The 12,650-nt window shown below is 54.5% G+C and carries 12 protein-coding genes; 11 read left to right on the top strand and 1 reads right to left on the bottom strand.

The window, feature by feature from the left end; translation table 11 throughout:
- The first annotated feature begins 36 nt into the window (after positions 1 to 36).
- Both BCV73_RS10145 and BCV73_RS10150 read left to right on the top strand, forming a co-directional pair.
- A complete protein-coding gene (locus BCV73_RS10145) occupies positions 37 to 1,026 on the top strand; it encodes a quinone oxidoreductase family protein (protein WP_089546993.1) in 990 nt (329 codons plus the stop codon).
- 131 nt (positions 1,027 to 1,157) lie between these two features.
- A complete protein-coding gene (locus BCV73_RS10150; protein WP_089546994.1) occupies positions 1,158 to 1,997 on the top strand; it encodes a helix-turn-helix transcriptional regulator in 840 nt (279 codons plus the stop codon).
- Positions 1,998 to 2,029: 32 nt separating this feature from the next.
- Here BCV73_RS10150 and BCV73_RS10155 read toward each other — a convergent pair whose 3' ends face one another.
- Entirely contained in the window at positions 2,030 to 3,235 is a 1,206-nt protein-coding gene (locus BCV73_RS10155; protein ID WP_089546995.1) for an MFS transporter, read from the bottom strand.
- A 127-nt stretch (positions 3,236 to 3,362) separates the two neighbouring features.
- On the opposite strand from BCV73_RS10155, the gene BCV73_RS10160 reads away from it, so the two are divergent.
- From BCV73_RS10160 to BCV73_RS10200, 9 genes are all read left to right on the top strand, one after another.
- The gene (locus tag BCV73_RS10160; RefSeq protein WP_089546996.1) at positions 3,363 to 4,619 is read left to right on the top strand and encodes an aminotransferase class I/II-fold pyridoxal phosphate-dependent enzyme; all 1,257 of its coding nucleotides are present in this window, start codon (positions 3,363 to 3,365) and stop codon (positions 4,617 to 4,619) included.
- Positions 4,620 to 4,968: 349 nt separating this feature from the next.
- Positions 4,969 to 5,508: a MarR family winged helix-turn-helix transcriptional regulator gene (locus tag BCV73_RS10165; protein ID WP_089546997.1), complete on the top strand. Its 540-nt coding sequence runs from the start codon at positions 4,969 to 4,971 to the stop codon at positions 5,506 to 5,508.
- Positions 5,509 to 5,541: 33 nt separating this feature from the next.
- On the top strand, positions 5,542 to 6,996 hold the full coding sequence (locus tag BCV73_RS10170; protein ID WP_089546998.1) for an aryl-sulfate sulfotransferase: 1,455 nt from the start codon (positions 5,542 to 5,544) through the stop codon (positions 6,994 to 6,996).
- Positions 6,989 to 7,999: an ABC transporter substrate-binding protein gene (locus tag BCV73_RS10175; protein ID WP_089546999.1), complete on the top strand. Its 1,011-nt coding sequence runs from the start codon at positions 6,989 to 6,991 to the stop codon at positions 7,997 to 7,999. The genes BCV73_RS10170 and BCV73_RS10175 overlap by 8 nt, the downstream gene beginning before the upstream one ends.
- Positions 8,000 to 8,012: 13 nt before the next feature.
- Positions 8,013 to 8,792 carry an ABC transporter ATP-binding protein gene (locus tag BCV73_RS10180; RefSeq protein ID WP_076166742.1) on the top strand — a complete coding sequence of 260 codons (780 nt, stop codon included), beginning with the start codon at positions 8,013 to 8,015 and terminating at the stop codon, positions 8,790 to 8,792.
- A gap of 21 nt (positions 8,793 to 8,813) precedes the next feature.
- Positions 8,814 to 9,590 (top strand): ABC transporter permease, encoded by a 777-nt coding sequence (locus BCV73_RS10185; protein WP_076166739.1) that lies wholly within the window; start codon positions 8,814 to 8,816, stop codon positions 9,588 to 9,590.
- Positions 9,591 to 9,789: 199 nt separating this feature from the next.
- Entirely contained in the window at positions 9,790 to 10,311 is a 522-nt protein-coding gene (locus BCV73_RS10190; RefSeq protein WP_076166735.1) for a TetR/AcrR family transcriptional regulator, read from the top strand.
- 137 nt (positions 10,312 to 10,448) lie between these two features.
- The gene (locus tag BCV73_RS10195) at positions 10,449 to 11,459 is read left to right on the top strand and encodes an NAD-dependent epimerase/dehydratase family protein (RefSeq protein WP_089547000.1); all 1,011 of its coding nucleotides are present in this window, start codon (positions 10,449 to 10,451) and stop codon (positions 11,457 to 11,459) included.
- Between the two features lie 163 nt (positions 11,460 to 11,622).
- Positions 11,623 to 12,534 carry an N-acetylneuraminate lyase gene (locus BCV73_RS10200; RefSeq protein ID WP_089547001.1) on the top strand — a complete coding sequence of 304 codons (912 nt, stop codon included), beginning with the start codon at positions 11,623 to 11,625 and terminating at the stop codon, positions 12,532 to 12,534.
- The last annotated feature ends 116 nt before the right edge of the window (positions 12,535 to 12,650 follow it).

Consider the following 12,650-nt stretch of genomic DNA (forward strand, 5'->3'; position numbering starts at 1 on the left):
TAACGGCATAAACCATCTACCAGGGAGGTTCTTTATATGAAATCCATCGTCATTGAAAGAGCAGGCGGAACTGAAGTGCTTAAGGTCAGGGAAATGCCGGATCTTGCGCCAAGATACGGGGAAATGATTGTGGACGTGGCGTATGCAGGCGTAGGGCTCGTGGATATTTTGATCCGCAAAGGCGGGTTTACGGAGCTGTTTCCGTTTCCGGTGATTCCGGGGCTTGAGGTGTCCGGATACGTCCGCTCAATCGGGGACGGCGTTGAAGGGTTCCGGATCGGCCAGCCGGTCGCTTCCATGAAGCTGCTTGAGCTTGGCGGATACGCTACACAGGCCAGAGTGACGCCGCAGCTTACGGTTCCGCTCGATTCGCTTGGAGGAGACCTCGATATGGCCGAGGCGGCAGCCTCCATCGTCAACTTGACGACTGCCTATTTCGCGGTCAAGCAGGTGAACCGGATGAGGCAGGGGGACACGGTGCTGGTTCACGCCGCCGCAGGCGGACTCGGCAGCTTTCTGGGGCAAATCGCCAAGCGGTTTGGCGCTGGGAAGGTGTTGGGGACGGTGGGTTCGCCGGATAAAATCAAGCTGGCCGCATCACTCGGATACGACGAACTGCTGCTGCGCTCCGATTTTGTGAACGAAGTGAAGGAGATCGCGGGAGTACAGGGGGTCGACGCCGTATTTGACCCGGTTGGCGGCGAGACGCGGGCACGCAGCCTGGAGCTCCTGAGACCGCTGGGGCAAATCGTCGCTCTGGGCAACGCCAGCGGCGGCGAGCTGGCGCATCAGAGCAACGAGATTTGGCTCGGCAACCAGAGCATCGCCGGCTTTAACCTGGGGGCGTATGCCATGTATGATCCGGTTGGCGTGGGGCAGGCGGCCAGGGAAGCGCTGCAGCTGCTCGCCAGCATAGAGGTCCGATCGGAGGTGCACGGCATTTACCCGATGGAGGGCGCCTCCGAGGCGCATCGTCTGCTCGAAAGCGGCCAAACGACGGGCAAACTGGTGCTGCAGATGGGATGAGCCCCAGCTTTTTATATGAGCCTCTTGCCCGCTTGAACGCGGAGCGGAGGCTTTCTTTTACGGCGGGAGGGATGGTATTATTTGAATCGCGGAGTTTATGGAACGTTGTACAACTTGGAGGTGCTGCTAATATGATTCAAACCCGGAATCTGCTCGGGGAATTTTTGAAATCGCGCAGGGAAAAGCTTCAGCCGGCGGACGTCGGAATTAGCGGGGGATACGGCAGGAGAAGAACTCCCGGACTTCGCCGTGAAGAGGTGGCGGAAATCGCTAATGTCAGCACTACCTGGTACACCTGGTTGGAGCAGGGGAGAGACGTGGCTGCTTCCAGGGAAGTCATGGAGAACATCGCCAAGGCGCTGCTCCTGTCTCCTGACGAGAAGCTGCATGTCATGCGGCTGGCGGGATTTGGCGATCTTCCGGACTGGTCCGAGCCGGCTGCAGTAGCGCCGCTGGAGCCGGGACTGCAGAAAATCATTGATCAGCTGCACTATCCCGCCATCTTTGTCAACCGCCGGACCGAAATTATGGCTTGGAACCGCCAGGCTCCCCGGCTGTTGTATGACTTTCTTGAAGATCCGGTCATGGGCCGCAACATGGTCTGGTCCATCTTTATGAATCGGTATTTACAAGAACGCGTCCTGAACTGGGAGGAGTTTGCCGCATACAGCGCCGCCATCCTCCGCGCCTACCATGGTCAATCAAAGGGGGACCCGTGGTACGAGGCGTTTGCCCAGAAGTTGTCCGAAGAAAGCGCGGAATTTGCGGCGCTCTGGGATTCACACGATGTTCGGGAGAAGCAGGTGCAGCCATTTGTGCTGAACCATCCGGACCTTGGGCCGTTATCCTTTGAAATCAACACGTTTGCCCATATTAATGGCAATGAAGACCTGCACTGCTGCGTCTATTCTCCGCTGGCCGGAACCGGAACTGAGGAGAAGCTGGATCTGGACGCACAAAAAACGCCGTAGCCGGACGACCGGCTGCGGCGTTTTTAAGTTGGCTACATGGTGTGAATCCGGGCGGCAGATCCGATGCTCAAATGCTCTTGATCCAGCTGATGGCAGCGGGCCGTTACGGCAAAAGCTCCGATCGAAAAAGCCAGTGCCGCCCACGGTAAATAAGCCAAACCGATACTGTCGACGACCAGGCTGCCAAGCAGGGAGCCACAGGCGATGCCAAGGTTGGAGGCCACCGGCATCAGGGTCGAAGCGAAGTCCTTGGACCCGCCGGCCGATGCGTCGGCGAGATCGATTAGATACAGCTGAACGGCGGCGCTCAGGGCGTAGGAGAACAAGGCAATGAGCATCAGGCAGAGAACAGCTGCCCAGGTGAAGCTCAGGGTCAGGGCAAGGGCCAGCATCATCAGGCTCTGAACGATAAATACAATTTTGAGCTTGGATCTCGAATCCCCTTCGGCTACCTTGGCCCCGATCCAATTGCTCAGGATCGTCAGGCCGCCATAACCGAGCAGCACAGCGCTTGTCCACTGCTTTGGAATGCCGAGCACGTTCTCAAGAATCGGTGTGATATAAGTATAGACGATAAAGACCGAGCCCACGCCGAGCACCGGAATCAAGAAAGCCATCCGGATGCGGCGGTTTGCGAACAAGGCGAACTGCTGTTTCATGGAGCTGACGCTGACGGTATCGCTTTTCGGCAGAACCGAAGCGATGATGAACAGCGGAAGGATGCCCACCGCGGAGGTGACGATGAATGCCGCCCGCCATCCGAGCAGCTGGCCGATATAGGTGCCGACCGGCACGCCCAGGACGTTGGCGATCGAGAAGCCGCCGATGATCCATGCGACGGCGCCGGCTCGGCGGGATGCCTGGATGTGTTCGCTTGCCGCGGCAATGGACAGTGACAAGGTCAACCCGCACAAAATGGCTGTGATAACCCGGATCACAAACATCAGGGCAAAATTGCTGGCGAAAATCGTCAGGGCGTTCAGCACCAGCAGGGCCGCATAGCCCGACAAAATGGTCACATGCCGGGGGATGCGTCCCAAGAGGCTGACGGCAAACGGCGTGCCGACCGCATAAGCGATAGCGAAGCTGGATACGAGGATGCCGGCGGCCGCCAGGGATACGCCCAAACTGACGCTGATATCCTTCAGCAGACCGACGATAACGTATTCGGTCGTCCCCAGTACGAACGCCGCAAAGGTGAAGGCAAAGATCAGAATGGTTTCTTTTTTAGTTGTCATGGTTCTCTCTTCTCCTGGATGTCTGTTTTTTTCTTTGATCTTACAGGATGAAAGGCTTTTCAAGTCAATAAAAAAATTGTCGAATGGTGCGATAGGCTGAAGGAGCCTCGCTTAAAAGCATGCTATAATGAAAGGAAAAAGCAGGTGGACGGATTTGACGAATCATGCAACCAGACCCTGGCGCGCCGATAAGCTGTCGCGTTTAGGTTCCTCTATTTTTGCGGAGGTGGCCGCTTGGAAGAAAGAAGCCGAAATGGCCGGTCGTGACCTGATCGACCTAAGCATCGGCAGCCCGGATCTCGGACCTACGGAGGCGGTGCGCCGGGTCCTAAGCGAAGCTGTGCTTGACGAAAAAAACTATACGTATCCCGGCTCGGCGGGAAGCGATGCGTTCCGGGAGAAATGTGCTGCATGGATGGAACATCGCTTCGATGTGCGCCTGGATCCGAAGGCGGAAGTGCTGTCCCTCATGGGTTCGCAGGACGGGCTGGCGCATTTGGCCCAGGCGATCTGCAATCCCGGCGACCTGGCAATCGTCCCGAATCCGGGATATCCGATTTATGCCGGTTCGCTGGCCATTGCAGGCGTGAAGCCTTATGAAATGCCGCTTCGGGAGGAGCTCGATTTCCTGCCTGATTTGGAGAGCATCCCGGACGAAATTTGGGAGCAGGCGGTATTTATCCTATTGAACTTCCCAGGTAATCCGATTGCGGCAACGGCGGACCGGCCATACTTTGAACGGCTTGTCGCTTTGGCTCGAAAATGGAACGTGCTGATCGTTCATGACCTGGCCTATTCGGAAATGGGCTTTGACGGTTACCGGCCGCCAAGCATTCTGGAAACTCCAGGTGCAATCGAAACGGCCGTCGAGTTCCATTCGTTCTCCAAGAGCTTTAATATGGCGGGCTGCCGGATCGGCTTTCTGGCCGGGAACCGCGATGTTCTCGCTTCACTGCTGGAGCTGAAGAACAACATCGATTACGGCGTCTTCAGACCGATCCAGACGGCGGCGATCGCCGCGCTGGAGCAGGCGATGGACCCCTCTCAGTCCACTGCCGGGGTGGCCGGTTTGTACGAACGCCGCCGGGACGCACTCATCGATGCGCTCGCGCGGGAGGGCTGGGTCGTACCCAAGCCGAAGGCGACGATGTTTGCCTGGGCGAAGCTGCCGGCAGCTTTCCTGGAAGGCGCTGAGCCTTGGAGTTCCCGGCAGTTTGCCCGGGAGCTGCTGATCGCCACAGGGGTGGCCGTGATCCCCGGGGACGGTTTTGGTTCGGAAGGGGAGGGTTATGTGCGGATCGCCCTTGTTCAGGAGGAAGCGCGTCTGCGTGAAGCGGCCGCCCGGATCGGACAATTTATTACGATGCATGGAAACACGAAATAGCATGTGGCATACCGGCCATGACAGAACAACCCTGCTCTTGTGAGCAGGGTGTATTTGTTTATTGATGAAAAACAAAAATTGATTTTAAATCCTACTTGACAGGTGAGAATAATTGGTTTAATCTTACGTCAAGGAAATCGATTAATATTCATTTAATGAGTGGTCATTATTTTAACATTAAACTAAATATCAGCCGATTGGTCCACCAAAGGCTCCTGTAATCCATACCGCTTCTTGCGGCAATGGCATTCGGGGGCCTTTTTGTATATCAACAGGCACGTTGATGCGGATGACCGCTACTCCATGGGGAGAGCAATGGTGGTGGTTGATGAACGGTGAAAGGAGAGATATGGAAGAGAAGCAGTGGCTTCTGATGGAGGAAGCCGATTGGCATTTTCGCAGGCTGGTTCGGAGATTCGTTAAGGAACGTGACAAAGTATCGATTGAAGGCGTGTCCCTTCCCGGGATGCTCGTGCTGAACGCGATTCTGCATGAAGGCGAGCAGAAACTCGGGGATCTGGCCGAACGGCTGGACTTCACCACAGGCGCTGTGACCGCTGTTTGCGACAAGCTGGAGTCGCTCGGCTTCGCGCAGCGAAAGCGCCTGGAGACCGACCGCAGATCGGTTGTCCTGGACATTACGGATAAGGGCAGGGACATGCTTGAACGCAACCGGGACGCAGGTACATACATGATTGAACGCATCTTTGGAGGCTTTGCTGCCAAGGAACTAGAGGAACAAATCGTGAATTTCAAAAGACTCTACGAGCATTTGGAAGGCTTTGCCGACGCCGTGCTGAAGCAGGCGCATCCGCTGGAGAACGCCGAGGAGCCGCCTCCCGGCCACCGGAAGGCAGCGCAAAGACCGAACCGATTTATTTCATATTAAAATCATTGTGAGCAGGGAAGGGAGACAGATCATATGGGACATCCAACCATTTATCCGACAGGAACGACCGTTTACCAACCAGGAAAGGCATGGAGCGGTTATACCATCTACCAGGCAGCTGATACCGGGGCACTGCTGATCGACATGAACGGCAGAGAGGTGCATTTGTGGAAGGGGCTGCGCGGTTTCCCGAACAAAATATTCCCTGGAGGCTATGTGCTGGGCAGCACTGCCGAGCGGGATCCCAAATATGGTTTTCAGGACGAAGCCAATCTGGTACAGGTCGATTGGGACGGCAATGTCGTCTGGAAATTCGACAGGTACGAATGGATCGAGGATCCGGGTCATCCCGCGCAGTGGATGGCACGCCAGCATCATGATTACCAGCGGGAAGGCAATCCGGTCGGATATTATGTGCCTGGAGCCGATCCGAAAGTCGGTTCAGGCAATACGATCATTCTCGCGCATAAAAACGTCAGCCGTCCCGAAATTTCGGACGTCGAGCTGCTGGACGACACGATCATCGAAGTGGATTGGGAGGGCAATGTCGTCTGGGAATGGGCCGTCAGCGATCACTTTGAAGAGCTTGGATTTGACGAAGCGGCGAAGGAGGCGCTGTACCGGGACCCGAATACCCGGGCGTTCGGCACCCATTCCGGAGACTGGATGCATATCAACTCTGTATCGGTGCTGGGTCCGAATAAGCACTATGATGCAGGCGACGAGCGCTTTCATCCGGACAATCTGATATGGGACGCGCGGGAATCCAACATTATCGCGATCATCGATAAACGGACCGGGAACATCGTATGGAAGCTCGGCCCGGACTATTCCGGTGAAGACACCAAACATATCGGCTGGATTATCGGTCAGCACCATGCGCATCTGATTCCGAAGGGACTGCCGGGAGAGGGCAATATTCTGGTATTCGATAACGGAGGCTGGGGCGGCTATGGCAGTCCGAACCCCGAATCGCCGGATGGCGTGAAGGTGGCGCGCCGCGACCATTCCCGAATTCTGGAGATTCATCCGATAACGCTGGAGATCGAATGGCAGTACACGCCGACCGAAGCCGGATTTCAGGCGCCATTGGACTCTTACCGCTTTTATAGCCCTTATATCAGCTCGGCGCAGCGGCTGCCTAACGGTAATACGCTGATTACCGAAGGAGCGGACGGAAGAATTTTCGAAGTCACGCGGGAGCATGAACTGGTGTGGGAATATATCTCTCCTTATAAAAACTCTAGAAACGCGAATATGGTATACCGAGCTTACCGCGTACCGTATGAATGGATTCCGCAGCTGGAGAAGCCGGTGGAGACGGAAATCGCTCCGCTTGATGTAGCCGATTACCGGCTGCCGGGCGCGGCACCGCGTGGAGCCGTGACCGCAGTCGAAGTGGAGGGTACCGTATCCTATGGCGATGGAGCCTTCTGCGTAGCGACTACGGACGAAGTCGTCAGGAAGGAACGGGATCAAGATGAGTAGGCATGTGTTTCGACGCATCAGCGTAATGACCGCAGCCGTCCTGCTGGTTTCTGTGCTGCTCACTGCATGCGGAACCGCCTCGGGAAAAGACAGCGGGCACCAGCTTAAGGTGAAAATCGCTGATATTTCCACCAACCCGATTTTCCGGGTCGCCGCGAAAAAAGGATTTTTCGAAAAACACGGCATTGATGCGGAGCTGGTCAACTTCGCCACGCCGGCCGAAGGGGTCAACGCCCTGTTTATCAAGCAGGTGGATATTGCCTTTGGCGCAGACTTCCCGCTGTTAAATGCCGTCAGCAAAGGCGACTATGCGATCTTCGCTTCCTCCGGAACGGCAACGGACCTGAGCGCAAGCGAATGGAAGATGTTCGCCCGTAAAGAGATTGCCGGCCCCGCCGACCTGAAGGGCAAGAAACTGAGCTACTCGCGCGGAACGTTCATTCCTTATTTGTGGGACGTTTATTTGCAGCAAAACGGCATAGCCTTGAAAGACGTCACGCTGGTCGGGCAGGGAGGATTTGACGAAACGTATGTGGCGCTGAAAAAGGGCGAGATCGACGCGGCCTGGGTGTACGGCTCGGTGCTGAACGACAAGTTCGCCGCGCTGACCGAAGCGCATGAGCTGTCGGATATGTCCCAGACGCCGGTCCGGCTCGGCACAGGTCTGATCGCCGGCACCAAACTGATCCAGGATCACCCGGACGAACTGGTCGAACTGCTGAAAGCGCTTGACGAAACATCCGACTACGTCCAGGCACATCCTGACGAAACGGCTGACATTATGTATGACGAAGTGAAGCAGCCGAAAGAGGCCACGCTTAAGGATCTTCCGAAAAATCCGTGGAAGATCGGCTTCACCCAGCAGGCTTACGACGGGCTGGCCGGCCAGAAAAAATATATGGTGGATACCGGCATTATTGAAAAGGATTTTAACCTGAACGACAAGCTGAATTTGGACCTGGTGCGCAAAGCGTTCCCGGACCGCGTGATTGAGTTGAAATAAGGAGGCTGGGATGATGGGGGCAGTAACCAGACCAAACGAGATTTATATTGAGCGCTTGAATAAAAGCTATAGTCAACAGCAGACGGCAGGCGATCTGCATTATATTATCCAGGATGTCGACCTGGTCGTGAAGGGAGGAGAATTTTTCGTTCTCCTCGGCCCTAGCGGCTGCGGCAAGTCGACGCTGCTCAGCCTGATCGCCGGGTTCGTGTCGAAAACCTCGGGGCATTTGCGGGTGGGCGAGAAAGAGGTGGATCGGCCTGGACAGGATCGGGCTGTCGTCTTCCAGCAGGCCGATTCCTCGCTCTTCCCTTGGCTGACCGTCAGAGAGAACGTGGAGTTCGGCCTGCGGATGAAGCGCATTCCCGCCGCCCGGCGCAAGGAAATCTCCGATCGTTTTATCGGCATGGTTGGGCTCAAAGGGCATGAGAATAAATTTCCCCGTGAGCTCTCTGGCGGGATGAAGCAGCGGGTGCAATTGGCGCGGGTGCTGTCCAACGATCCCGGCATTCTGCTGATGGATGAGCCGTTCGGCGCGCTGGATGCGATGACCCGACGAACGATGCAGCGCGAACTGGTAAAGATCTGGCAGGAAACCGACAAGACGGTGATCTTCGTCACCCACGACATACAGGAAGCGCTCCTACTTGGCGGTAGGATCGGTATTATGTCCGCCGGACCCTCTTCACGGATTACCGATATTTACGAGGTGCCGCTGGCGTACCCGAGAGATTTGGCCGCGCCGGAATTCCATGACCTGTACAACCGCATTCAGGCCCATTTTGACGAATAGAATCCGATCGGAGGAATCACCATGAGCAAGAAAATAAAGAAAGGACCGCTTCAAGTGCTGTTCTGGATTGCTTTGATCGTCATCTGGCAGCTGGTCTCGCTCGTATACGGGCCGGAGATTCTGCCGGGGCCGATTTACACGGCGAAAGGCGGATACGAGCTGCTGATGGACGGCACACTTCTGCAGTATATCGGCATCAGCGCCTATCGTGTCCTTCTCGGATGGACGCTCGGCAGTTTGGTGGCGGTGCCTATCGGGATTATCATCGGTAAGGTCGGATTCATCCGTACCTTCGCCGAGCCGTTTTTGAACTTTATCCGGTTTATTCCACCGATCGCATTCATCACGCTGTTCCTGGTCTGGTTCGGCATCGGCGAGACGTCTAAAGTGATGCTGATCATGTACGCCACATTTTTTATCGTCATTCTGAATACGTTCACCGGCGTTCTCTCCGTCGAGGAGGATAAAATTCGTTCGGCCCGCAGCATGGGAGCCTCCGAATGGCAGATTGTCGTTCATGTCATCATCCCGGCAACGGTTCCGTACATCTTTACCGGCATCCGGCTGGCCATGGGCACATCCTTTATGGCCATCATCGGAGCCGAAATGATCGCCTCCAATGAGGGAGTCGGGTATCTGATCTGGAACTCCCGCCTGTTTTTCCGGACGGATTGGATTTTCGTAGGTCTGATTTGCTTAGGGCTCATGGGCTTCCTGACGGATCGGGCAGTTGGACTGCTCGGACGCAGACTGCTAGCGAGATACGGTGTGGTAAGTACGACGTCTTTGAAGCGGTAGAAGACTGGACAGAGTAGTCATAGGACAAAGATTTTAAATATCATCGTAATACGAGGCGAACCGCAGCGGCGGTCCGTCTCTTTGGTTTATCACCGCTCAGCTTGGGGAAGAGAATTGCATTCCGCTTCATTATCCCCTATACTTCTTAGATAGTGATCAATTACTTACTAATCTGCGTTATGAAAAGGAGTTATGCGCCATGGCAAGAGATGCGTCTACTTCGGTCAACCGAAGAACAGATATTATATCGGCCGCCATCGAGGTTTTTGCCGAAACCGGCTATTACCGGGCCACCACGGCACAGGTTGCACAGCGGGCCCACATTTCGCAGCCTTATGTCTTTCGTTTTTTCTCAACGAAGGAAGCGCTGCTGCTTGCGGCTCTGGAAGTTTCCTGGTCCCGGATGATCGAGTCGTTTCAGCAAGTCGTGAAGTCGGCGTCGCCGGATCGGCTTGAAGCGGAGCTGATTACGGAATACGAGAAGATCATGGAGAACCACCGGAACGAGATTCTGCTGCAGATGCAGTCCCAAACGATTCAGGAAGAAGCGATCCAGGAAGCGATGAGAAACGGATTCCGGGAGGTTCGTCAAATCGTACTGCAGGCATTTCGCGAGGCAGGGATTCCACATCCCGAAGAAAGAACGATGCTCTTTTTGGCCAGAGGGATGCTGTGCAACGTAGCGGATGCGATCAGTCTGCCCGAATTAAAGGAAAGATAAGGGGACGCGAGAGAGGTCTCCTTATCGAAATGAATTTTTTTCATGATTAGTTATTGACCAATCACTAACTGAGTGTTATGATGAATCCAAGTTAGTGATTGATCAATCACAAAACAAAACAGAGAGGACGATTTCATATGACGATAAACAAAGCGATGGTCGTTGGAGCCACAGGTGGAACGGGTGCAGCCATTACAGAGGAATTGGTAAAACGGGGAATCCCTACGATTGCGTTCGGAAGATCACGCCAAAAGCTGGAGCAGCTCGCCGGCAGATTGGGAAACCCGGTGCATTTGAAGCTAGCCATGGGAGATGCCATGCGGCCTGCGGAGATCATCGCGCAAGCTGGGAATGCAGACGTCATGTTTCATTGTGCGAACGTACCGTACCATGAGATGGCCAGCAAGCTGATCCCGCTTGGTGAATCCGTAATGGAGGCGGCGGAACAGCTCGCTATCAAAGTGGTTGCGATTGATGGGATCTATCCTTATGGAAGAAGGCAGTCCAACCCGGTCACCGAAGAACATCCGAAACAGCCGCATACGAAGAAAGGGAAGGTTCGTTTGGACTTTGAACGCATGCTGCTTGGCAAGCGCTGGAAAAAAGCAAGGGTTATGATCGTCCGTCTGCCGGACTATTACGGGCCGACTGCCAATGAAGCTTCCTATCTGGGTTCAACGCTCGAAGCGATTGCGGCGGGCAAAATGGCCTTTTTCATCGGCAATATGACCGTTCCCCGCGAATATGTCTATTTGCCTGACGCCGCAGCCATGATTGCCGAAGTGGCGGGTCATGACGAAGCTTACGGTCAGAACTGGAACATTCCAGGAGGCGGGCTGATATCGGGACGGGAGATCGTCCGGATCGCGAGAGGGGCCTGTGGAAGCAGCAAACCGGTCATTCCGCTGAAAAAAATAGGGTTATCTCTGCTCGGATTAGGCGTGCCCGTGATGAAAGAGGTCGTCGAGATGCTATACCTGACCGAGGAACCGCTGACGCTGAGCGGAGCCAAATACGAAAAGTGGATCGGGCCAATTATCGCAACACCGTTCGAGGAAGGCATCACCGCGACGGTCAAGGCACTGCAGCAGGCTAACAGCGCAGCACCGGTCCAGGCATCACAGACGGCTAACTCTAGAATTGTTTAAGTGTTTGTTATTGATTAATCACTAACTTTTAACACAAATTGACTTATTTCCAGATTAAAGGTTCTTATTTGTACAGATTGCAGGATATGCCGGATGGACCGCGAAACATTGGAAGGCAGCAAAAATTAGTGAACCACTATTCGACGACGGGAGAGGGGTACCGATGGACCATAACAAGTTTCATGGGATCTTTACCGCACTCGTAACACCGATGGATGAGCGTCTTGAAGTGGATACCGAATCACTGGAACGACTGGTGGAACACCAAATCGCGCAGGGAATTCGGGGATTCTATGTGGGCGGAAGCACGGCCGAAGGATTTATTCTGACCTCTGAGGAGCGGATGAAGGTGCTGGAAACCGTCATTCATGCGGCTAAAGGGCGGGTGACGGTTCTGGCGCATGTTGGCTGTATCAGCACGCTTGAGAGCATCAAGCTGGCCCGGCATGCGGAATCAGCAGGCGCAGATGCAGTTTCCGCTGTCGTACCCTTTTATTATAAGGCGGGACCACAGGAAATCAGGGATCACTATCGGTCCATCATGTCGTCGGTCAGCCTTCCGATGATTATGTACCACTATCCGGGAGCAACCGGGGTGCAGCTGTCTTTGGATTTTTACGGGGACATGGCCCGCAGTGCCCAATGTATTGGCGTAAAATTTACATCCATGAACCTGTTCGAAATGCAGCAAATTCGCAGCCAATGCGGGGTAGATTGGATCATTTGGAACGGCCATGATGAGGTCTGTGCTGCAGGTTTTCTCATGGGCAGCGATGGTGCCATAGGCAGTACATTTAATATGATGCCGAAAATATTCACCCGTATGTATCAAGCCCGGTCTGCCAACGATTGGATGAACGTTAAAGCGCTGCAGGAACAGGCCAATTTCGTCATTGCCCATATGCTACGCTTCGATGTGATACCTTATGAAAAGCACATTTTATATCTTCAAGGTGTCATTCGCTGTCCTGCGGTACGTCAGCCGCTGCAGCAGTTGACTGATGCACAAAAAGCAGAAATAGCTGAATTTTATGCATCGTCACCCGTTTTGGTTCAGACGGGAATATCCAGCTAACACTTGCGCAGATTAATGAATAAATCACGAAAGCCGCCGGAAAGGGCGGTTTTTTCGTGCATGCCAAGAATGTATAGACACTTTGAACACTGACTTATCATGGACTGGGGGCCTCT

The organism is Paenibacillus sp. SSG-1, assembly GCF_002224835.1.
GTDB classification, from domain to species: Bacteria; Bacillota; Bacilli; order Paenibacillales; family Paenibacillaceae; genus Paenibacillus_AQ; species Paenibacillus_AQ favisporus.